Raw genomic sequence first — 22419 nt, forward strand, 5'->3', positions numbered from 1 at the left:
GGGGTGGAGCAGCCCGGTAGCTCGTCAGGCTCATAACCTGAAGGCCGCAGGTTCAAATCCTGCCCCCGCAACCAAATCAAAAAAAAGCCCGCCGAGAGAAATCCGGCGGGCTTTTGACGTTCAAACAACACAAAACATAAACCAGAACAACCCAAAAGCCGGAGACGTCAGCCGTAAACCGCGCAACGCCAGGGTAGCGGCAGCGGCAGGGGCAGGGCAGGGCGCCAGCCGGAAAGCGCCCCGCCAGCGGCGGCACAAACGTCACCCCATAATCCGAAGGGCCAGATACCGTACCGGGGTACAGCCGTCCTTGATGCCGCGCGCTGCGCTGGACAATCGCGCAAAAATAGAAACTATCGCCGTGACCGGAACCGAAACGCGGCCCGGACAGGGCGGGGGGAGTGGCGCGGCATGAGTTATCAGGCAACCTTGGACGGTCAACGAAATCGACCGGTCCACGCGCTGTTCTTCGCTTGTGCCGGCCTCGCCGTCCTTGGCAGCCTGCTTGCGACCTCGGACGATTCCCACTGGCGCTGGATGCATTACCTGACGAAACCGACTGCGACCCTGTTGCTTCTCGTTGTGGTGTTGCGAACTCTCTCCCAGAGATCCAGCGCCTATGCCTGGGCGGTCGCGATCGGTCTCGTCTTTGCGGCGGCCGGCGACGTCTTCCTCATGCTGCCGGGGGATTATTTCCTCGCGGGCCTCGTTTGTTTCCTGCTGACCCATTGCGCCTATATCTATGCACTCACCCGCGATGCCAAATTTGCCGAAAGCAAAGGCATCTTCGCAGCCTTTGCCCTCATGGCGCTCGCCGTTGTCGGTGGGCTCTGGACCTCGCTTCCGGAGGCTATGCGCATTCCCGTCATCATCTACGCCCTGGCGCTCGGCGCCATGGCGGCGCAGGCGATTTCTCGCGCCCGGCAACTTTCGGGAACGCCTGAGGCGACGGCTGCGCGCTTCGCCGCCTATGGCGGCCTGCTCTTCATGATCAGCGACAGCATCCTCGCCTATGGTCGTTTCCGCTTCGCGATCCCTTTCAACGCGCTCTGGGTGCTTGGCACCTATTATGCCGCCCAATGGCTCTTTGCCCGCTCGACCGATGACCGTATCCGCTGACAACCCTTCAGAACTTCACGCCACCTTCGACCGCCTGCGTGCGGACTGGCGCGACAATCGGCCGTCCGTCGAGCAGCGCCGTGCGGACCTGAGCCGGCTCAGGGATCGCCTGCGCGCCCGCATGGAGGAGATGTGCCAGGCGATCGATCGGGACTTCGGCCATCGGGCGCGGCACGAGACGTTGCTTGGCGAAGGCGGCGTCGTGCTCTCGGAAATCGACCACACGCTGGCAAAGCTCAAACACTGGGTCCGGCCGGAACGACGCAAGGCCGGCTGGAAGCTGTGGCCGGCGACGGCGGAAGTGCGCTTCGTGCCGCTCGGCGTCGTCGGCATCATTTCGCCGTGGAACTATCCGGTCAACCTGGCGCTTGCTCCCTTGGTGGCGGCGATCGCCGCCGGCAACCACGTGTACCTGAAGCCGTCCGAACACACGCCGCGCACTGCGGAATTCCTCCGCTCGCTGCTCGCCGAAGTCTTTCCCGAGACGAGGGTTGCGGTCGCGCTCGGGACGGCCGAGCTTTCGGCTGCCTTCTCGGCGCTGCCTTTCGATCACCTCTTCTTCACCGGCTCGACCGCCGTCGGGCGCAAGGTGATGGCGGCCGCCGCAGAGAACCTGACGCCTGTCACGCTGGAGCTCGGCGGCAAATCGCCGGCGATCGTTGGCCAAGCCGCGGACCTTGCCAAGGCCGCCGCGCGCATCGCAACCGGCAAGTTCTTCAATGCCGGCCAGACCTGCATCGCGCCCGATTATGTGCTGATCCCTGAAGGCAGGCGCGACGCCTTCGTCGACTTGCTGAAACGGGAGATCGCCGCCCGTTATCGTTCGAAGCGCGGCCTCGACGACTACACATCGATCATCAACGACGGCCAGTACGAGCGCCTGAAGCGGCTGATTGCCGACGCGGCGGCGCGCGGCCATAGGGTGATCCCGCTTTTCGAAGGGACAGAGGGGACCGTGGCGCGTCTGCGCGTGCTGCCGCCGACGCTTATCGTCAATCCGGACCGCGACAGCGCCGTCATGGGCGAGGAGATTTTCGGGCCGATCCTGCCGGTGATCGGCTATACGTCGATCAATACGGCCATCGCCTATGTGCTCGACCGCGACCGTCCGCTGGCGCTCTACTGTTTCAGTCGCGACAAAGCCGAAATCGAGGCCGTGTTGTCCCGTGTCGTCGCCGGCGGGGTCTGCGTCAACGACACGCTTTACCAGTTTGGTTGCAACGACCTGCCCTTCGGCGGCGTCGGTGCCAGCGGCATGGGCCACTATCACGGACGCGACGGCTTCCTGACCTTCTCCAAGGCGATGCCGGTCTTGAGAAAGCTCGACCCGGCGCCGAGCGACCGGGTGAAACCGCCCTATCGCGGCATTGCCGACTGGGTCGTCCGCTTCCTGTCGCGATAATTCGCCGAAAATCCGCATTCGGGCAGCAATTTGGCCTTGTAGCTCTAGTTGCTAGAGGTCGTAGCCTTGCTTCAGAATTTGCAAGGAGCAGGTTATGGCGAGCACTATTCGGGAAGCCCGTTATCGCGTCGAAGGCATGGATTGCGCGTCCTGTGCGTCCAAGATCGATACGGCGGTGCGCAGGCTTTCGGGCGTCGAGGACGTGTCGGTTTCGGTTTCGGCGGGCACCATGTCGGTCAAGTTTGCCGACGAGAACGATCTTGCGACCTCCATTGTGATGAAGGTTGGCAAGCTCGGCTATCGGTTGCATCCGATCAACGCCGGCCAGGCGGCGGAACGGAAAACGGCGCATGTCTGCTCCGGGCACGATCATGATCATGATCATGACCATGACCATGACCATGATCACGGCAGTCACGGCCATCACCACGACCATGATCATGATCATCGACACGGCGACCACGCCCATCATCACGAGGGCAAGGCTGGCCAGAAGGGCGAGCACGCGGCGGCGATGGGCCTCCACGGCCACGACCACGGCCCGACCACTGGCCCCTGGTGGAAGTCGGGCAAGGGCAAGCTGACGATTGCCAGTGGCCTGGCGCTGATCGCCGCCTATGCCGTCGGCAAGACGATCCCGGCGACCGAGCCCTGGATCTTTACCCTCGCCATGCTCGTCGGTCTGCTGCCGATTGCGCGCCGGGCTTTTGCCGCCGCCACCATGGGCACGCCGTTTTCGATCGAGATGCTGATGACGATCGCCGCCATCGGCGCAGTCTTCATCGGTGCGACGGAAGAGGCGGCCATGGTCGTTCTTCTGTTCCTGATCGGCGAGTTGTTGGAAGGCGTGGCCGCCGGAAAGGCGCGCGCCAGCATCCAGTCGCTGACGGCGCTCGTTCCGAAGTCCGCCTTTGTCGAGCGCGATGGCCGGCTGGATGAGGTTCCGGCCGAAACGCTTCGCGTCGGCGCCGTCATTCTCGTGCGTCCCGGCGACCGGATCCCCGCCGATGGCGTCATTCTCTCCGGCGAGAGCGCCGTCGACGAAGCGCCGGTGACCGGCGAGAGCACGCCGGTGCGCAAGGAAGCCGACGACGCGGTGGTCGCAGGCACCGTCAACGGCTCCGGCGCGCTGCGCGTGCGGGTCACGGCCGCGGCTGCCGACAACACCATCGCGCGCATCGTTCGCATGGTGGAGGAAGCACAGGAAAGTAAGGCACCGACCGAGCGCTTCATCGACCGCTTCTCGCGCTACTACACGCCTGGCGTCGTCGTCGTTGCGGCGCTGGTTGCCGTGTTGCCGCCGCTGTTTTGGGGCGGCTCCTGGGATGCGTGGATCTACAAGGGGCTCGCCATCCTCCTGATCGGTTGCCCCTGCGCGCTCGTGATTTCGACGCCCGCCGCGATCGCCGCCAGCCTTTCGGCGGGTGCCCGCCGCGGGTTGCTGATGAAGGGCGGCGCCGTGCTCGAAAATGTCGGCAAGGTCACGGCCGCCGCCTTCGACAAGACCGGAACGCTGACCGAAGGCAAGCCGAAGGTGACCGACATCGTCGGCTTCGGCCGGACGGAGAGCGAGGTCTTGCGTCTGGCGGCAGCGCTGGAGCAGGGCTCCAGCCATCCGCTTGCCAGGGCCATCCTCGAGCGCAGTACGGCCGATGGCGTCGCGATCCCCAATATCGCGACCGTGAATGCGGTCGGCGGTAAGGGGCTCGAAGGCACCGTCGAGGGTGTTGCACTGTTCTTCGGTTCTCCCAAGGCCGCTGGCGAGCGGGTGGCGATGTCGCCGGACGAAAAGGCGCGCGTTGCTGCCCTCAACGATGAAGGCAAGACGGTTTCGGTGCTGGTGGCGGGCGGTGTGATCGCCGGCGCCATCGCCATGCGCGACGAACCGCGACCGGATGCGGCCGCCGGTGTGAAGGCGTTGACCGATGCCGGGCTGCGCGTCGTCATGCTGACGGGCGACAACCGTCGCACGGCCGAAGCGATCGGCCGCCAGTTCGGCATGGAGGTCCGCGCCGAACTCCTGCCCGAAGACAAGCAGCGCATCGTGCGCGAACTGAAGGCGGAAGGCTTCACCGTCGCCAAGATCGGTGACGGCATCAACGATGCGCCGGCGCTGGCGGCTGCCGACATCGGCATCGCCATGGGCGGCGGCACGGACGTGGCGCTGGAAACGGCGGATGCGGCCGTGTTGCATGGCCGGGTGGGCGATGTGGCGGCGATGATCCGGCTCTCCCGCTCGACCATGCGCAACATCGTTCAGAACATCACCATCGCGCTCGGCCTGAAGGCGGTCTTCCTGGTGACGACGATCATTGGCGTCACCGGCCTTTGGCCGGCGATCCTCGCCGACACCGGCGCCACCGTGCTGGTCACGATGAACGCGCTCAGGCTGCTTCGCCCTGTGCGCGCCGCCTGAGCGACCCCGATCTCCAAAAACGAGAGCCGGCGGCACCCGTTGTCGCCGGCTTTTCGCGTCCAAGTGCCTGTGTATATTCACGCTGGACTCTCACCAGCGATCTGATGAGAGTATAAGGAGATCACGGTTGAGGGCTTTCGCCCCGAAAAATCGATGATAAACTTAGACCAAATGGTAAAAAAATCGCCGGCACGGTTTCTGGGAAGAATGCCGAAGCGGGCCAGTTTGGGGATCGCAAGGCCAATATGGACAATATTGCCATCGAGCTGCGTGGGATCGACAAGAGTTTCGGTCCGGTCCACGCCAACAAGAACATTAATCTAAAGGTCCGCAAAGGGACGATCCACGGCATCATTGGCGAAAACGGTGCGGGAAAATCGACCCTGATGTCGATCCTCTACGGCTTCTATCAGGCCGATAGCGGTGAAATCCTCGTCGACGGCAAGGCGGTTTCGATCCGCGATCCGAATGCCGCGATCGCCGCCGGTATCGGCATGGTCCACCAGCACTTCATGCTGGTCGAGAATTTCACCGTGCTCGAAAACATCATGCTCGGCGCCGAGGACAGCCAGATCCTCAACAAGGGCATCGCCAAGGCGCGCGTCGAGTTGAAGCGGCTGGAGCGCGAATACGCGCTGGAAGTCGATCCGGATGCCGTCATCGAGGAACTGCCCGTCGGTCTGCAGCAGCGGGTCGAGATCCTGAAGGCGCTCTATCGCCGCGCCGATATCCTGATCCTGGACGAGCCGACCGGCGTGTTGACCCCGGCGGAGGCCGATCACCTCTTCCGCGTGCTCGAACAGCTGAAGAGCCAGGGCAAGACCGTCATCCTCATCACCCACAAGCTGCGCGAGATCATGGCGATCACCGACGAGGTTTCGGTCATGCGCCGCGGCGAGATGGTGGCGACGCGCACGACGGCCGAGACCTCGGTCGAGGAACTCGCCGAGCTGATGGTCGGTCGTCGCGTGCTGCTGCGTGTCGAAAAGGGCGAGGCCAGGCCCGGTGAGGTGAAACTTGCGGTCGAGGGACTGACGGTCAAGGACGGCCGCGGCGTCACCATGGTCGACAACGTCTCCTTCAATCTGAAGGCGGGCGAGATCGTCGGCATCGCCGGTGTTGCCGGTAACGGCCAGTCGGAGCTGCTCGAAGCGATTTCTGGCATTCGCCGCGCCGTCTCGGGTTCCGTGCATCTGAACGGCAAGCCGATCGAGGTCACCGGACGGGCCGATCCATCCGACCTGCGCAATCGCGGCCTCGCGCACGTGCCGGAAGACCGCCATCACGTCGGGCTCGTCTTGAAGTTCGAGGAATGCGAAAACGCGATCCTCGGCTACCATCACGACAAGCGCTACCTCAACGGCGTGTTCCTGAACGTCGATGCGATCCGCAAGGATGCCGAGAAACGTATCGCCGAATACGACATCCGCCCGCCGAATCCGCGGCTGAAGACTGCCAACTTTTCCGGCGGCAACCAGCAGAAGATCGTGCTGGCGCGTGAAATGGAGCGCGGGCCCGATGTCCTGATCATCGGTCAGCCGACGCGCGGCGTCGATGTCGGCGCCATCGAATTCATCCATAGACGGATCATCGAGATGCGCGACCAGGGCATGGCTGTTCTTTTGGTCTCCGTCGAACTCGATGAAATCCGCGCCCTGTCGGACCGTATCCTGGTCATGTTCGCCGGTCGTGTCGTCGGTGAACGTGGCCCGGACGCGACAGAAGGCGAACTCGGCCTGCTGATGGCCGGCGTTGAAGGCCGCAAGGAGGCCGCAGAATGAGCACCCCCTATGCCAAGCTTCCGGGCTGGGCCGAATATGGCCTCATCCCCCTGGTCAACCTCGCGGTCGCCTTCCTCGTTGCCGGTCTCGTCGTGCTGCTCGTCGGTGAAAACCCGCTGGAAGCGGCCTATCATCTGATCAACGGCGCCTTCGGCCGCGGCGAGTATCTCGGCTTCACCCTTTACTACGCCACCACCTTCATCTTCACCGGCCTTGCCGTCGCGGTCGCCTTCCATGCCGGCCTCTTCAACATCGGCGGCGAAGGCCAGGCCTATGTCGGCGGCATCGGCGTGGCACTCGCGTGCCTCTGGCTCGACCAGACGATGCCGTGGTTCGTGGTGTTCCCGCTTGCCATCCTCGGCTCCGCCTTCTTCGGCGCCGCCTGGGCCTTCCTGCCCGGCTGGCTGCAGGCCAAGCGCGGCAGCCATATCGTCATCACGACGATCATGTTCAACTTCATCGCCTCGAGCCTGATGGTCTACCTGCTGACGCGCGTCCTGAAGCCGCTCGGCTCCATGTCGCCGCAGACCCGCACGTTCGCCGAAGGCGGACAGTTGCCGAAACTCGACTGGCTGCTCGCGATCTTCGGGCTCGATATCGGCACGGCGCCGTTCAACGTCTCGTTCCTTTTGGCGCTGGTCGCTGCCTTCTGCGTCTGGCTGCTGATCTGGCGCACCAAGCTCGGCTATGAAATGCGCACCATGGGCCACAGCCCTTCGGCCGCGCGCTACGCCGGCATGAGCGAGAGCCGCATCACCGTCATCACCATGATGATCTCAGGTGCGCTCGCCGGCATGATGGCGCTCAACCCGATCATGGGCGAACAGGGGCGCATGCAGCTCGATTTCGTGCAAGGTGCCGGCTTCGTCGGCATCGCGGTGGCGCTGATGGGCCGCTCGCATCCGGCCGGCATCATCCCGGCTGCGGTTCTCTTCGGCATGCTCTATCAGGGCGGCGCCGAGATCTCCTTCGAAATGCCGTCGATCTCGCGCGACATGATCGTCATCATCCAGGGCCTGGTCATTCTCTTTGCCGGTGCGCTCGAAAACATGTTCCGGCCGGCGATCGCCCGGCTGTTCGCGATGCAGAGCCGCCGTTCGGCCGTCGTGGCACAGACCAAGGGAGCTTGAAGCCATGGATTTCTTCCACGTCCTCGTGGTGCTCCTTGAGTCCACCATCCGCGTGTCCGTCCCGCTGATCTTCGCAGCGCTGGCAGGGCTGTTCACCGAGCGCGCCGGCATCTTCGACATCGGTCTCGAAGGCAAGATGCTTGGCGCGGCCTTTGCCGCCGGCGCCGTCGCCGCGGTCACCCAGTCCGTCTGGATGGGGCTGCTTGCCGCCATCCTGATTTCGATCGCGCTGTCGCTGGTGCACGGCTATGCCTCCATCACCCAGCGCGGCAACCAGATCGTCTCGGGTGTCGCGATCAACTTCATCGTCGCCGGCTCGACCGTCATCCTCGGTGAAGCCTGGTTCCGCCAGGGCGGCCGCACGCCGGCGCTCGGCGAAGGCGCACGCTTCCAGACGATCACCTTCCCCTATGCCGACAGCATCCGGGAAATCCCGATCCTTGGCCCGATCTATTCGGACCTGCTCTCGGGACACTTCATCCTGACCTATGTCGCTTTCGCCATGGTTCCGATCAGCTGGTGGATCCTCTACCGCACCCGGTTCGGCCTGCGGCTTCGCGCGGTCGGCGAAAACCCGGGCGCGGTCGACACCGCCGGCATCTCGGTGATCTGGATGCGCTATCGCGCCGTCATCTGCTGCGGCATTCTCTGCGGCTTTGCCGGCGCCTATCTGTCGCTGGCGATGACCGCCGGCTTCGTCAAGGGCATGACCGCCGGCAAGGGCTATATCGCACTGGCCGCACTGATCTTCGCCAAGTGGCGACCGTTCAACATCATGCTCGCCTGCCTGCTCTTCGGCTTCCTCGACGCGCTGGCCATCCGTCTGCAGGGCAATCCGCTGCCGCTGATCGGCCAGGTGCCGGTGCAGCTGATGCAGGCGCTGCCCTATATCCTCACCGTGATCCTGCTTGCCGGCTTCATCGGCAAGGCCATCCCGCCGAAGGCCGGCGGCGTCCCCTATGTCAAGGAGCGCTAGAACCATGGAAAAGGAACTGTTCGAAGCCGCGCGTGACGCCATGGCCAAGGCGCATGCGCCCTACTCGAAGTTTCCGGTCGGCGCGGCGATCCGCGCCGAGGACGGCAAGATCTATACCGGCGCCAACATCGAGAACCTGTCCTTCCCCGAGGGCTGGTGCGCAGAGACCACCGCGATCAGCCATATGGTGATGGCCGGCCAGCGCAAGATCCTGGAAGTGGCCGTGATTGCCGAGAAGCTGGCGCTGTGCCCGCCCTGCGGCGGCTGCCGCCAGCGGCTGGCGGAATTTTCCGGCGCCAGCACGCGCATCTTCCTGTGCGACGAGACCGGCGTGAAGAAGACGCTGGCTCTTTCGGACCTGCTGCCACACAGCTTCGAGACCGAGATTCTGGGATGACCGCGGCTGCTGAACTGCTGAAGGCCCGGCTCGGCGGCCTTTCTCCGCGCTACGGCATCGTGCTCGGCTCCGGGCTCGGCTCGCTTGTCGAGGCCCTGGACGAGACGCTACGCCTCTCCTATGCCGACATCCCCGGCTTCCCGGTCAGCAGCGTCTCCGGCCATGCCGGCGAACTCGTGGCCGGAACGCTCTCGGGCGTGCCTGTTGTCATGCTTTCCGGTCGGGTGCACTACTACGAGCAGGGTGATGCCAATGCGATGCGCCTGCCGCTGGAGACGTTGAAGGCGCTTGGCATCGAATGCCTGGTGCTGACCAACTCCGCCGGATCGTTGCGGGAGGATCTGCCACCGGGATCGGTGATGCGGATTTCCGACCATATCAACTATTCGGGCTTCAACCCGCTGATCGGGGTGGAGAGCGATGATCGCTTCGTCGGCATGACCAATGCCTATGATGCCGAACACGCCGCGAGAATGCAGGAGAGCGCCGAGCGCCTCGGCATTCCGCTTCTCGCCGGCGTCTACATGTGGTTTTCCGGCCCGAGCTTCGAAACGCCGGCGGAAATCCGCATGGCGCGCATCCTCGGCGCCGACGCCGTCGGGATGTCCACCGTTCCGGAGGTCATCCTCGCGCGCTTCTTCGGCCTCCGGGTCGTCGCCGCCTCGGTGATCACCAATTTCGGCGCCGGCATGACCGGTGGCGAGATCAGCCATCACGAGACGAAGGACATGGCGCCGATCGGCGGCAAGCGGCTCGCCGCGATCCTCGCCGACATGATCGCAGCCGACGCGGTGCGCGGGTGACGATGCTTCCGCAGGAAACGATCAGGCGCAAGCGCAACGGCGAACGGCTCGCCCCGGCCGAGATCGCGGATTTCATCCGCGGCCTGTCGGAAGGCTCGATCTCCGAAGGGCAGGTCGCCGCCTTCGCCATGGCGGTCTGGTTCTCCGGCATGAGCCGCGAGGAGACCGTGGCGTTGACGCTTGCGATGCGTGATAGTGGCGAAACGCTGGACTGGAGCGGCATCTCACGCCCGATCGCAGACAAGCATTCGACCGGTGGCGTCGGCGACAACGTCTCGCTGATGCTGGCGCCGATCGCTGCCGCCTGCGGTCTTGCGGTGCCAATGATATCGGGGCGTGGCCTCGGACATACGGGCGGCACGCTCGACAAGCTCGAATCGATACCCGGCTATGATATCCAGCCGTCGGCGGCGGTGTTCCGCAAGACGGTCGACGAGGTCGGTTGCGCCATCATCGGCCAGACGGCCAATCTCGCGCCCGCCGACAAGCGCCTCTATGCGATCCGCGACGTCACCGCGACCGTCGATTCCGTGCCGCTGATCACGGCCTCGATCCTGTCGAAGAAGCTTGCCGCCGGTCTCCAGTCGCTGGTGCTCGACGTCAAGCTCGGCAACGGTTCCTTCATGAGCGACGCGCGCGAAGCCGAGATCCTGGCGCGCTCGCTGGTCGATGTCGCCAACGGCGCCGGCGTTCGCACCTCCGCACTTCTGACCGACATGAACGAGCCGCTGGCCGATGCCGCCGGCAATGCGCTGGAAATCGACAACTGCCTGGCGTTCCTTCGGGGCGAGAAGCAGGGAACGCGGCTTGAAGCGGTCGTGCTCGCCTTTGCCGCCGAAATGCTGGTGGCGGGCGGCGTCGCCGGCAATGCCGAACAGGCAGAAGCCATGGCGCGAAAAGCGCTCGGCAGCGGCGAGGCGCTCGAACGCTTCGGAAAGATGGTGCATGCGCTGGGCGGCCCAGCCGATTTCGTCGAGCGCTCGGTCGCCTATCTCGGCCGCGCGCCGGTCATCCTGCCGGTCGAAGCCGGACAGTCCGGTTATCTTGTCGCCTGCCAGACGCGGGAACTGGGCGTGGCTGTCATCGCGCTCGGCGGCGGGCGCTCGCATCCGGACGACAGGATCGACCACCGTGTCGGTTTCGACGCGCTGAAGCCGCTCGGAACACGGGTCGAGAAGGGTGACCTGATCGCCTTCGTTCACGCCGCCGACCAGGATGCCGCGGAAGCGGCCCGACGGCGCCTGTTGGAGCTCTATACGATCGACGACGTCGAACCGGAGAAAAGATCGCCGATCCTGGCGAAGATCACCTGACGAGGTGCAGGGCGCCGTCCTCGACGCGGAAGGACGACAATCGGTTGAGGAAAGTCATGCCGATCAGCGTACCGGAAAGCGCCTTGTCCGGGAGCACCAGCGCCTGCACGTCCCGCACCGATATGCCGCCGATCTCAATGCGGCTGAGCGTGGCCGGAGCTGCTTCGACGACGCCGTTGGCGGTGTTGACGCGCGCCGCCGTAAAGTCGAGCGCACCCGGAGAAATCCCGAGCCGCCGCGCGGTCGAAAGGTTGATGGCGATCGCACTGGCGCCGGTATCGACCAGTCCGCGCTCGGTTCGCCCGTTGATGCGGAAGGTTCCGAAGAAGTGGCCTCTCGCGTCCGCGCCGAGCACGACGCTGCGTCCCATCGCATATTTTGCGGTGCTCGCTGGCGAGGCTGCAAGTTCTTTTGCTGCCTTTCCGTTGTCTGCCTGGGACAGGAAGCTGGTGGCAAGATTGGGGACAACCATTGCCGCGACCGCCGCAGCGCCGGCCAATGTCAGTAGACGGGCGAGCATCGACACCACCTCTCGATCGAACGCATGCTCGCGCGAGTAGAGCGGATGACGCCTAAGACGGCATGAAAAAACCGCCGGGTTCCGGCGGTTTTTTCATCGACTTGCGATCCTGGTTAAGGATCAGGAAATCACTTCGTGCCGTACATGCGGTCGCCGGCATCGCCGAGGCCCGGCATGATGTAGCCGAGTTCGTTCAGATGGCTGTCGATCGAAGCGGTGAAGATCGGCACGTCCGGGTGGGCGCCCTGGAAGTTGCGGATGCCTTCGGGGGCGGCAAGCAGGCAGAGGAAGCGGATGTTCTTGGCGCCGCGCTCCTTCAGCTTGTCGATCGCCGCGATCGAGGAATTGCCGGTGGCAAGCATCGGATCGACGACGATGATCAGGCGCTCCGATAGGCTTTCCGGTGCCTTGAAGTAATATTCGACCGCTTCCAGCGTCTCATGGTCGCGATAGACGCCGATGTGCGAAACGCGGGCCGAGGGCACGAGTTCGAGCATGCCTTCGAGCAGCCCGTTGCCGGCACGCAGGATCGAGGCGAAGACGAGCTTCTTGCCTTCGAGGATCGGCGACTCGATTTCCTGCAGCGGCGTTTCGATGCGCTCCATCGTCAATTCGAGATCGCGCGTCACCTCGTAGCAGAGCAGCGTCGAAATTTCCCGGAGAAGCCGGCGGAAACCCGCGGTCGAGGTCTCCTTCTTGCGCATGATGGTCAGCTTGTGCTGCACAAGCGGATGATCGATCACTGTAACGCCGTTCATGGCTCACCTTTCCGGATTTTTTGTATCCGTCCTTTTTCCATGGAATGCGCCGTCGCCGCAAGGGTGTTGGCCGGCCGCAGACCGTCATCCCCAGCCGGCAATTGCGGATCCGCGGCTGCGGCCCTAGATCCGCGCGAGCAGCCGCTGGCGCGTCGCCTCGTCGACGAAGGCGGCTTCGATCGCGGTCCGGGTCATGCCGTTGATCTCCTCGTCGCTGAAACCCATCACCGCCGATGCGATGTCGTATTCCTGTGCCAACGACGTATGGAAGAACGGCGGATCGTCGGAGTTGAGCGTTACGCGCACGCCCGCTTCGTGCAACGCGCGGAGCGGATGCGAGGCGAAATCCGGGAAGACCTGCAGCGAGATGTTGGAGCCCGGGCAGACCTCGAGCACCACACCGGCGTCGGCCAGACGCCGCACCAGATCCGCGTCTTCGATCGCCCGCACACCGTGGCTGATGCGCGAAGGGCGCACGTGGTCGAGCGCGTCGCGTACGCTGAAGGCGCCGGAGAGTTCGCCCGCATGGATCGTCAGCCCGAGGCCGGCGTCGCGCACGATGTCGAAGGCGCGGGCGAAGTCGGCGACCTTGTGCATGCGTTCCTCGCCGGCAAGGTTGAAGCCGGTGACGAGCTTGTGTTCGCGCTTGGCGGCGAACTCGGCGGTCTTGATGACCGATTCCGGGCCGAGATGGCGGATGCCCGTGATCAGCATGCGCGATTCGATCCCGGTCTTCTGGCTTGCGGCCTCCATGCCGGCCGCAAGCCCTTCCAGATAGGCGTGGGCGCCAAGGCCGATCGTGTTGCCGTGATCGGGCGAAACGATGATTTCGCTGTAGATCGTGCCGGCTTCGGCAAGTTCCGTCAGATAGGCTTCGGCCAGCAGCGCGTAGTCTTCCTGGGTGCGAAACAGCGAGGCGATGGCATCGTAGCACTTCACGAAGCTGGTGAAGTCTTCCCAGACGTAGGCCTTGTCGCGGATGATCGCGCTCGTGTCGATGCCGTATTTTTCGGCCTGAGCCAAAGCCAGTTCGGGCGGCGTCGCGCCCTCGATATGGCAATGCAGTTCCGCCTTCTTCAGATGTGCGATCAAATGAGGCTTCTCCCATGCTGGCCCGGCGCGATGCCGAGATGCTTGGCGACGGTTTCGCCGATATGCGTGAAGGTGTTGGCGACGCCGAGCGAGCGGCTGCGCAGCGACGGCCCGAACATCAGCACCGGGACGCGCTCGCGCGTGTGGTCGGTGCCGCGCCAGGTCGGGTCGCAGCCGTGGTCGGCCGTCAGGATGACGATGTCGCCCGTCTGCAGGCGGCGGTCGAGATCCGGAAGGCGCGCGTCGAAGGCCTCGAGCGCCGCCGCATAGCCGGCAACGTCGCGGCGATGGCCGTAGAGCATGTCGAAATCGACGAAATTGGTGAAGACCAGACTGCCGTCCTCGGCCTCGTCGATGGCGGCAAGACTTGCGTCGAACAGAGCCATGTTGCCATCGGCCTTGGTCAGCTTCGTCACGCCCTGATGGGCGAAGATGTCGCCGATCTTGCCGATGGCGTGAACCGTGCGCCCCGCCTCCGACAACCGGTCGAGGACCGTCGGCTCCGGCGGCAGCACGGAAAAGTCGCGCCGGTTGCCGGTGCGCACAAAGGTCTGCGGGCCCGTGCCGACGAAGGGGCGGGCGATGACGCGGCCGATGTTGTAGTCGTCGAGAAGGCGGCGGACGATCTGGCAAAGCTCGAGCAGGCGGTCGAGGCCGAAGCTCTGCTCGTGCGCGGCGATCTGGAAGACCGAGTCCGAGGAAGTGTAGCAGATCGGCTTGCCGCTGCGCATATGCTCTTCGCCGTGGCGCGCGATGATGTCGGTGCCGGATGCATGGCAATTGCCGAGGATGCCGGGAATGTCGGCCTCGCGGCAGATCGCTTCGACCAGCTCCGGCGGAAAGGCGTCGCCTTCGGCGGAGAAGTAGCCCCAGTCGAACATGACGGGGGTTCCGGCGATTTCCCAATGACCAGAGGGCGTGTCCTTGCCGCGCGACACTTCGCTCGCAGCGCCATAGGCGCCGTAGACGCGATTGGGCACCGGCATGCCCTGGGGAATGCCACCGGTCGCAAGCCTGGCCGCATGCATGAGCCCGAGCGCCGACATGTTCGGCAGGCTGAGCGGACCTTCGCGCAAACCTGCCCGATCGGCCGCGCCCGCGGCGCAGGCCTCGGCGATATGGCCGAGCGTGTTGGCCCCGAGATCGCCGAAGGCTTCGGCGTCCGGCGCTCCGCCTATGCCGAAGGAATCGAGAACGAATAGAAATGCACGCGCCATGATGCACCTGACAGCGGGCGCGGTGGTCGCGGCCCGAAACTTCGTGAAGGCGCCGGCGCCCTTCTAGGGGGCCGGCGCAATCTCGAAGGGATAGCGCCGCTCGGTGCTCAATGCAATTGCGTCGGACGACTGTCCGATCAGCAATCCGTGCATTTTATCGGCTGGGCAAGGCGTGCGTGGAAGTAGGCCGTCTTGGAGATGTCGATGGTTTTCGCCGTGGCCTGAAGGCCCGACGCATAGATCAGAAGCTCGTGCGGCACGGTCAGTTCGGTGCGAATGACAAAGGACTGGCCGACCGCGAACTGACCGGGCAGGGAAACCTTCGTGTTGGCGGTGTAGGGCGTGCCGCCGCTTTGATCGCGTGACCACCGGATCGTGCCCTCATTGCTGTTCGTGACCTCGATGCCGGTGATCTTCAGCGTGTAGTTGGCATTTTCGTAGGGCGCCAGGATGCTCTTGGCGATGTTCGACATGTTGGCGAGGAAGGCCTTGTTCACCTCCGTCTGTTGCGCGACGACGTCGGCGGTCGCACTTGCGGCGCGCGCGGTCTTGCCGGCAACGGTAAACCCGACCGAGAACTCGAACGCGGTGAGATAAGCCACCACCAGCAGCGGGGCGACGATTGCGAATTCGACCGCGCCGACGCCGCTTCGGTCGCGCCGCAGCGCGCCAAGGGTATTGGTGATCGGCTTGAGGCGCAGGATTTCTAACGCGGAATACGGCTTCACGGGCGCCTCACTCGCTCTCGTTTCGGAAGGTGGCAGTCGCCACCATGAGATAGTCCTTCGGCATGCTTGAACCGGCGGGCCGCAGGTTGGTGATGAACGGTCGGACGAGGTCCGTGTACACGCTCCAGCGATAATAGGCGCGAAGCATGTTGAAGGATCCGGGGCCGCCCGGGGCAAACTTGAAGCCGGTCGTGTCGATGTCGTTCGAATCGGTCCTCCGGGGGATCAGCACGGGAAACTTGCTGAGGTCGTTGACCGCCTTGACGTCCAGGAAGAACCGCGAGGGCTGGCCGGCTTCGGTGGCCGAGCACTTCATCAGAACCGAGATCTCGTCGCAAAATGCCTGACGGAACTCGGTCTCGCTCATATCGGTCGGTTTACCCTGCTGGAAGGTAATCTGGCCGGTGCGGACCTTGCGCGCCATCGTCTCCGTCGCGTTCGCCAGCAACTGGTCGCCGTAGAAGGCGGCAAAGGTTTCAAGCGAGGCGAAGATCACCACGAAAAAGGGGAGTGCGAGGATGGCGAACTCGATGCTCGTCGTGCCCTTGCGGTTGCGAAGGAAGCGACTGAAAATGCCTTTTCGCCTGTTTTCGGCCGCCTCGCTCGGCAACCCCATGCCCTGCTCGATGTTCATTGCACCGTCCCATCATGTTACGCCAGACGGGCGGCACATTATGAGGCAACCGTTGATATTTCGTTCTCAGGGGTCATGCGCATTTTAACGAATCACGGGCTTTGGACCCATAAAAATCAATTGGTGCTACCTGCGGTTTTGCGATCCGCGTGCCGCTCGCAATTTGGCGTGCAGGAAAGAACGGTGCGGGACGTCTGTTTGTAGACGCGCACGGTGTTGCCCTCGTCGATCGATACCAGGATTCGTTCGTCGACCATGGCGTTGCCATCCTGATCGAGGATCACCAGATTGGTCGTTCCGAAGTTGCGGCCGGTAATGACGATCGTACGCGCATCCGCGACCGTTGCGTCCGCCACCTCGGCGTTGCCGATGATGACCTTGCTGATCGGCCGATCGAGCTTCAACACGCGCGCGTGATCCATATACACGCGCATCATGTCGCTTTCGGCGGCAGCTGCGGCCGATGGGACGAGGGCGGCGATCGCGAATGCGAATATGGCGGCGCGGCCGGCCGCGGATGGCGTGGTCATGGCGGGTCCCTGAGATGGTGGTCACGCCATACTCACCGGTCTTGGTGAATGAACCGTTAAGTCGGTCATGTCGAGGCTTTGCGTAGGCTTCGCCGTTTTCTGTTCGTTTACCCAAAAATCAGGGACGTCTCGTTAACCTTCAGGTAACCGCCTTCCTTAAGTCGATGGCAATGCGCCAGGACTAGTTTGAGGTTCATCCGATCAACGGCAACAGTTGGCGGAAGTGCTGAACAACAAACGTGAAGTAGGAGAATCATCATGAAGAAGATTTTTGCCCGTCTGATGAAGGACGAGTCCGGCGCGACCGCCATCGAATACGGCCTGATCGCAGCCCTCATCTCGGTTGCCCTGATCGCTGGTGCCAGCACCCTCGGCAACGCGCTGAACGATGCATTCGACACCATTGGTGACACGATCCAGACGAAGACGGACGCCATTCCGTAAGCAAGACCCTGAGGTGGAGCCGCTTCAAAGGCGGCTCCACCGCTATCTGGACTCCTGACGCGCAACGAAGGTTGCGTGTGTCACCTCGGAGGCGGGGATCATGACCGAGGCTGCGATCTTTGTGATTTTCCCCTTTTGCCTGGGGTTTGCAGCGTTTTCCGACCTGCTGACGATGACGATCCCCAATCGTGTCTCCGCGATCCTGCTGGGCGCCTTCGTTCTCGTCGCGCCGATGGCGGGACTGGGCTTTGCCGAGATCGGCCTGCACCTGGCCGCTGCCGCACTCGTCTTTGCCGTATGCTTTGTCCTGTTTGCTGCCAACGTTATGGGCGGCGGCGATGCGAAGCTGCTGACGGCCAGCGCCCTCTGGTTCGGCCTGACGCCGTCGTTGACGGCCTTTCTGCTCTACGTCTCGATCTTTGGCGGCCTGCTGACGCTTGCGGTCCTTTTGCTGCGCCGACAGGAGAACACGATTCTCGCGAGCGGCATTCCCTTCCCGCACCTGCTGCTGACGGCCAAGAAAATTCCCTACGGGATAGCGATCGCGCTTGGCGGCTTTGCTGCCTACCCCTCGTCGCCGCTCGTGGAAGCGGCCTTTGCGCGGCTGACTTGAGAGGCTCTTGCGCGCCGCCGGTCAGCTTTCGTTAACCGCCCTCATAAGTAATCCGTTAACCATAATTACACCAATTCCTGATCAATCTGAGCCTGGCATTCTTTCGGGGCTCGGAAACAATCATGAAACCGGTTCGCATCATCATACTGGCAGTGGCCGTTCTCTCGGCTGCGATGGCCGGTCTTTTGGCGATGAAGCTGACGCGCGCCCCTGCGCCGCGGCTGGCTGAACCGGTCCTTGAGCGCGCCCCCACCGTCAACGTGCTTGTCGCCAGCAAGAGCCTGCCCGTCGGGTCGCGATTGGGCGGTGATGCCATCCACTGGATGGCATGGCCGAAGGACGGGGTGGTCGATGGCGTCATCACCGAAGAAAGCCAGCCGTCGGCGATCGACGATCTGAGCGGCGCAGTCGTGCGCCTGCCGATCTTCAACGGCGAACCGGTGCGGCGCGAAAAGGTCGCAGACAGTTCCAGCCGCATCATGTCGTCGCTGCTGCCGGCGGGCAAGCGTGCGGTGGCGACCGAAATCACCGTCGCCACCGGTGCCGGCGGTTTCATCCTGCCGAACGACCGTGTCGACGTGATCATGGTGCGCAAGGGCGGCGGCGAGCTCTATCTGACCGAAACCGTGCTCAGCAATGTGCGCGTGCTCGCGATCGACCAGCAGGTCGAGGAGAAGGATGACGGCACGAAGGCGGTGGTCGGAACCACGGCCACGCTGGAGCTTACGCCCGACCAGTCGAAGGTGATGACGGTCGCGCAGCAGATGGCGGAACGCATATCGCTGGCGCTCAGAAGCGTCGCCGACGCGCAGGAGCCCGACACGGACGCCGCGGACTATCTGCTGAGCGGCGACGGTCAACCGAGCATTCAGGTCATCAAGTCCGGTTCCATCGTCAACAGCGATGGCTCGGTCGGCCAGACACAGCAGTAAGAAACACGAGCGGGAACCAGGGTAGAACGGGGCATATGGTGAAACGGAGCGGAAACACATTTCGGGCGTCTGTCGCAGCCGGCCTGTCATTCTGCCTGGCGGTTACCGGCATGTATCTGCCGGCGCCGACGGTGGCGCTGGCCGCTGCGTCCTCGGTCGTGCGGATCGTCGAAAGCGGCCCCGGCGCGAAGAAGAAGGTCAGCCTCGGCTTGAACAAGGCCGTGGTCGTCGATTTGCCCGCGGACGCGCATGACATCCTCGTCGCCGACCCGACGCTCGCCGACGCCGTGACCCGTACCTCGCGGCGCATCTATCTCTTCGGCAAGTCCGTCGGCCAGACCAACATCTTTGTCTTCGGCCCCAACGGCGAGGAGATCGTCTCCCTCGACATCGAGGTCGAGCGCGACATCGCCAACCTCCAGTCCAACCTGCGCCGCTTCATTCCGGACGCCGATATCAATGTCGAGATCATCTCGGACAACATCGTCTTGACCGGGACCGTGCGCACGCCGCTCGATTCCAGCCGCGCCGTCGACCTCGCCAAGGCCTTCCTCCAGGGCGGCGAGGCGACCACGCGCAACATCACCGCCCAGGGCAACAATGGTGACGCCGACATCTTCGCCGAAGACCGGCAGGTGTCGCAGATCGTCAATCTGTTGACGATCGACGGCGACGATCAGGTCAATCTCAAGGTCACCGTGGCCGAGGTCAGCCGGCAGGTGCTGAAACAGCTCGGCTTCAACGGTCGCGTAGGCGACGGTGAGAGCGGCATCGCCTTCCGCAACCCGGCCAACCTCGGCGACGCGGTCGGCGTCGGCGTGAATGCCATGATCAACAAAACCATCGGCGGCACCACGATCTCCAGCTACATCAACGCGATGGAGCAGGCCGGCGTGATGCGAACGCTGGCTGAGCCAAGCCTTACGGCAATTTCAGGACAGGAAGCCAAGTTCTACGTTGGCGGCGAATTCCGCCTGGCGGGAACGCAACAGGTCCAGGAAGACTCGGTCACCCGCGAAGTCAATGATGTCGAATATGGCATCCGCCTGAACTTCAAGCCGGTCGTGCTCGGACCCGGGCGCATCAGCCTGAAGATCGAAACGAACGTTTCCGAGCCGACCTACGAGGGTTCCGTCGTCACCGGCAACGGCAAGACCTCCATTCCCGGCAACACCTTCCTCGGGATTCGCAAGCGCGAGGCCTCCACGAGCGTCGAGCTGCCGTCCGGCGGCTCGATCGTGATCGCCGGTCTCGTTCAGGACAATATTCGCCAGGCGATGTCCGGTCTGCCAGGTGCGGCGAAGATCCCGATCCTCGGAACGCTCTTCCGCAGCAAGGACTTCGTGCGCAACGAGTCCGAACTCGTCATCATCGCCACGCCCTACTTGGTTCGCCCGGTCGCCAGAAGCGCGATCGCCCGGCCCGACGATAACTTCAATCCGGTCAACGATCTCGACAGCTTCTTCCTCGGCCGGGTGAACCGCATCTATGGCCGGCCGGAGGCAGCGGCGCCTGCGGGCCGCTACCACGGCAACGTTGGCTTCATCTACAAATAGGCTGGGTCATGACGCTTCGAACCGATTCCCACGCGAATTCCGAAAGGACGAATGCCATGTCCTTAAGCCCGTCCGAACCATCCCTTCGCCGCGCAGCCCATGTGGCCGTCCTGGCCCTGGCCGGCGCCTTGCTTGCCGCTTGCGGCACGAAGGACAATCTTGCGACCGGCTCCATCCCCGACGACTACCGCACCCGGCATCCGATCGTGCTTGCCGAAGGGGAGCGCGTTCTCGATATTCCGATCGCGTCGGGCGATCGCCGTCTGACCCAGGGCACGCGTGACGTCATCGCCGGTTTCGCGGCCGACTATCGCAACGCGGCAAGCGGCGTCGTGCAGATCATGATGCCGCGTGGTGCGGCCAACAGCCACGCAGCCCAGGCGATGCGCCGGGAGATCCGCGGCGTGCTCGCTGCCGCCGGCGTGCCGGCCAAAAGGTTGCTGGAGACGAGCTACGATGCGGGACCCTATGGCGACGCGGCGCCCATCCGCCTGAGCTACGTGGCGATTACCGCACAGACGGGGCCTTGCGGCACCTGGCCTGAGGACCTGAACCTCAACACCCTGGAAAACAAGAACTACTACAATTTCGGTTGCGCCTCGCAATCGAACCTTGCGGCCCAGCTTGCAAACCCGACGGACCTCCTCGGTCCGCGCCAGATGTCGCCGATCGACGCTACGCAGCGTGGCCAGGTGATCACGGATTGGCGTGGAACCGGGAAGAAGGGCAGCCCCACCAACTGATATCGGCTGGATGAAGAGATGAGTACGATCGATTACAGGATCGAGACCGGCGGCGACAGGGACGAACCGTCCTTCGAGGCACGGATGAGCGAACTGGAGCAGGTTCGGCCGCTGCCGCGGATTTCGATCCATGCGTTCTGCGAAAGCAACGCGATGCTGCGGCTGATGGAGCAGTGCGGGCAGGATCGCCGCATGGCGAAGGTAAGTCTGCGCATCAACAGCGGCAGCATCGATGCCGCCGCAAACATGTTTGCGACCGTATCGACGCCCAACCTTATCATTCTCGAGACGACGACGGAGCCGCAGTCGCTGCTGTCGGAGCTGGCGCCGCTGGCGGAGGTCTGCGACCCGAGCACCAAGGTAATCCTCGTCGGCAAGCACAACGATATCGGGCTCTACCGCGACCTCATCCGCAACGGCATCTCCGAATACATGGTCGCGCCGGTGTCGATGCCGGACATTCTGACCGCCGTGTCGGCGATCTTCGTCGATCCCGATGCAGAGCCCCTGGGGCGCAGCATCGCCTTCATCGGCGCCAAGGGCGGCTGCGGCTCGTCCGTGATCGCGCACAATTGCGCCTGGGGCATCTCCAGCCTGTTCTCGACCGAGACGATTCTTGCCGACCTCGACCTGCCCTATGGCACCGCCAACATCGACTTCGATCAGGATCCGCCGCAAGGAATTGCCGAGGCGGTCTTCGCGCCGGAGCGGCTGGACGAGGTCTTCCTCGATCGCCTGCTGACCAAGTGTTCCGAACACCTGTCGCTGCTTGCCGCCCCTTCGATGCTCGACCGCGCCTACGATTTCGAGACCGGGGCTTTCCACCCGATCCTCGAGATCCTGCAGCGTAGCGCCCCCTTCTCCGTTCTCGACGTTCCGCATCTGTGGACCGACTGGACGCGGTCCGTGCTTGGCGAGGCCGACGAAGTGGTGATCACGGCAATTCCCGATCTTGCAAGCCTGCGCAACACCAAGAACTTGCTCGACGCGATGAAGAAGCTGCGTCCCAACGACAAGCCGCCGCACCTGGTGCTGAACCAGGTCGGCATGCCGAAGCGTCCGGAGATCGCCGCAAACGAGTTCTGCGATTCGCTCGAAATCGAAGCGGCTGCCATCATTCCCTTCGACGCAGCCCTGTTCGGCAACGCGTCCAACAGCGGCCGGATGATCGCCGAGATCGACAAGAAGGCGCCCGCCGCCGAAACCTTCTCGCAGCTTGCGCATCTTCTGACCGGCCGCGTGACGATGAAGAAGGCGCGGCGTGGCGGCCTTGGCAAGATGCTCGCAGCGCTCGGCAGGAAATAGGACGTAGGGT

Annotated in this window: 22 protein-coding genes; 15 read left to right on the forward strand and 7 right to left on the reverse strand. The window is 63.8% G+C overall.

Features of this window, described 5'->3' with window-relative positions; genetic code table 11:
- The first annotated feature begins 411 nt into the window (after positions 1-411).
- From C1A35_RS00010 to deoA, 9 genes are all read left to right on the forward strand, one after another.
- Complete coding sequence (locus tag C1A35_RS00010; RefSeq protein WP_104662353.1) at positions 412-1119, forward strand: lysoplasmalogenase; 708 nt, start codon at positions 412-414, stop codon at positions 1117-1119.
- A complete protein-coding gene (locus C1A35_RS00015; protein ID WP_234822687.1) occupies positions 1103-2521 on the forward strand; it encodes a coniferyl aldehyde dehydrogenase in 1419 nt (472 codons plus the stop codon). The genes C1A35_RS00010 and C1A35_RS00015 overlap by 17 nt, the downstream gene beginning before the upstream one ends.
- Before the next feature lie 94 nt (positions 2522-2615).
- A complete protein-coding gene (locus C1A35_RS00020) occupies positions 2616-4937 on the forward strand; it encodes a heavy metal translocating P-type ATPase (protein ID WP_104662355.1) in 2322 nt (773 codons plus the stop codon).
- A 245-nt stretch (positions 4938-5182) separates the two neighbouring features.
- The gene (locus C1A35_RS00025; protein WP_104662356.1) at positions 5183-6718 is read left to right on the forward strand and encodes an ABC transporter ATP-binding protein; all 1536 of its coding nucleotides are present in this window, start codon (positions 5183-5185) and stop codon (positions 6716-6718) included.
- Positions 6715-7848 carry an ABC transporter permease gene (locus C1A35_RS00030; RefSeq protein ID WP_104662357.1) on the forward strand — a complete coding sequence of 378 codons (1134 nt, stop codon included), beginning with the start codon at positions 6715-6717 and terminating at the stop codon, positions 7846-7848. The genes C1A35_RS00025 and C1A35_RS00030 overlap by 4 nt, the downstream gene beginning before the upstream one ends.
- Before the next feature lie 4 nt (positions 7849-7852).
- The gene (locus C1A35_RS00035) at positions 7853-8824 is read left to right on the forward strand and encodes an ABC transporter permease (RefSeq protein WP_077962891.1); all 972 of its coding nucleotides are present in this window, start codon (positions 7853-7855) and stop codon (positions 8822-8824) included.
- Between the two features lie 4 nt (positions 8825-8828).
- A complete protein-coding gene (locus C1A35_RS00040) occupies positions 8829-9221 on the forward strand; it encodes a cytidine deaminase (protein ID WP_043622805.1) in 393 nt (130 codons plus the stop codon).
- Entirely contained in the window at positions 9218-10024 is an 807-nt protein-coding gene (locus C1A35_RS00045) for a purine-nucleoside phosphorylase (protein WP_104662359.1), read from the forward strand. Before C1A35_RS00040 ends, C1A35_RS00045 begins: the two co-directional genes overlap by 4 nt.
- On the forward strand, positions 10021-11337 hold the full coding sequence (gene deoA, locus C1A35_RS00050) for a thymidine phosphorylase (protein WP_104662360.1): 1317 nt from the start codon (positions 10021-10023) through the stop codon (positions 11335-11337). The genes C1A35_RS00045 and deoA overlap by 4 nt, the downstream gene beginning before the upstream one ends.
- Here deoA and C1A35_RS00055 read toward each other — a convergent pair.
- The 7 genes from C1A35_RS00055 to C1A35_RS00085 all read right to left on the reverse strand — a co-directional run bounded on the left by C1A35_RS00055 (position 11330) and on the right by C1A35_RS00085 (position 16816).
- A complete protein-coding gene (locus C1A35_RS00055) occupies positions 11330-11857 on the reverse strand; it encodes a TIGR02281 family clan AA aspartic protease (RefSeq protein WP_104662361.1) in 528 nt (175 codons plus the stop codon). The genes deoA and C1A35_RS00055 overlap by 8 nt on opposite strands.
- A gap of 128 nt (positions 11858-11985) precedes the next feature.
- Positions 11986-12615: a uracil phosphoribosyltransferase gene (gene upp / locus C1A35_RS00060; protein WP_104662362.1), complete on the reverse strand. Its 630-nt coding sequence runs from the start codon at positions 12613-12615 to the stop codon at positions 11986-11988.
- Positions 12616-12738: 123 nt separating this feature from the next.
- Complete coding sequence (locus tag C1A35_RS00065; RefSeq protein ID WP_104662363.1) at positions 12739-13707, reverse strand: adenosine deaminase; 969 nt, start codon at positions 13705-13707, stop codon at positions 12739-12741.
- Complete coding sequence (locus C1A35_RS00070; RefSeq protein WP_104662364.1) at positions 13704-14924, reverse strand: phosphopentomutase; 1221 nt, start codon at positions 14922-14924, stop codon at positions 13704-13706. Before C1A35_RS00070 ends, C1A35_RS00065 begins: the two co-directional genes overlap by 4 nt.
- A gap of 137 nt (positions 14925-15061) precedes the next feature.
- Positions 15062-15628, reverse strand: coding sequence for a TadE/TadG family type IV pilus assembly protein (locus C1A35_RS00075; protein WP_104662879.1), 567 nt, complete (start codon positions 15626-15628; stop codon positions 15062-15064).
- Between the two features lie 31 nt (positions 15629-15659).
- Positions 15660-16268, reverse strand: a complete 609-nt coding sequence (locus tag C1A35_RS00080) for a TadE/TadG family type IV pilus assembly protein (protein WP_104662880.1) — start codon at positions 16266-16268, stop codon at positions 15660-15662.
- Between the two features lie 134 nt (positions 16269-16402).
- Positions 16403-16816 carry a pilus assembly protein N-terminal domain-containing protein gene (locus C1A35_RS00085; protein WP_104662365.1) on the reverse strand — a complete coding sequence of 138 codons (414 nt, stop codon included), beginning with the start codon at positions 16814-16816 and terminating at the stop codon, positions 16403-16405.
- Between the two features lie 258 nt (positions 16817-17074).
- Here C1A35_RS00085 and C1A35_RS00090 point away from each other — a divergent pair, with 258 nt between their 5' ends.
- The 6 genes from C1A35_RS00090 (at position 17075) to C1A35_RS00115 (ending at position 22409) form a co-directional block, all read left to right on the forward strand.
- A complete protein-coding gene (locus C1A35_RS00090) occupies positions 17075-17260 on the forward strand; it encodes a Flp family type IVb pilin (RefSeq protein WP_104662366.1) in 186 nt (61 codons plus the stop codon).
- A gap of 100 nt (positions 17261-17360) precedes the next feature.
- Positions 17361-17873, forward strand: coding sequence for an A24 family peptidase (locus C1A35_RS00095; protein ID WP_104662367.1), 513 nt, complete (start codon positions 17361-17363; stop codon positions 17871-17873).
- 122 nt (positions 17874-17995) lie between these two features.
- Positions 17996-18805 carry a Flp pilus assembly protein CpaB gene (gene cpaB / locus C1A35_RS00100; RefSeq protein WP_104662368.1) on the forward strand — a complete coding sequence of 270 codons (810 nt, stop codon included), beginning with the start codon at positions 17996-17998 and terminating at the stop codon, positions 18803-18805.
- Between the two features lie 35 nt (positions 18806-18840).
- On the forward strand, positions 18841-20361 hold the full coding sequence (locus C1A35_RS00105; protein WP_104662369.1) for a type II and III secretion system protein family protein: 1521 nt from the start codon (positions 18841-18843) through the stop codon (positions 20359-20361).
- A 56-nt stretch (positions 20362-20417) separates the two neighbouring features.
- Entirely contained in the window at positions 20418-21104 is a 687-nt protein-coding gene (locus C1A35_RS00110) for a CpaD family pilus assembly protein (protein ID WP_104662881.1), read from the forward strand.
- A gap of 18 nt (positions 21105-21122) precedes the next feature.
- Positions 21123-22409 (forward strand): AAA family ATPase, encoded by a 1287-nt coding sequence (locus tag C1A35_RS00115; protein ID WP_104662370.1) that lies wholly within the window; start codon positions 21123-21125, stop codon positions 22407-22409.
- Positions 22410-22419 lie beyond the last annotated feature (10 nt).

The sequence above is a fragment of the Ensifer adhaerens genome (genome assembly GCF_002940685.1).
Classification (GTDB): domain Bacteria; phylum Pseudomonadota; class Alphaproteobacteria; order Rhizobiales; family Rhizobiaceae; genus Ensifer; species Ensifer adhaerens_E.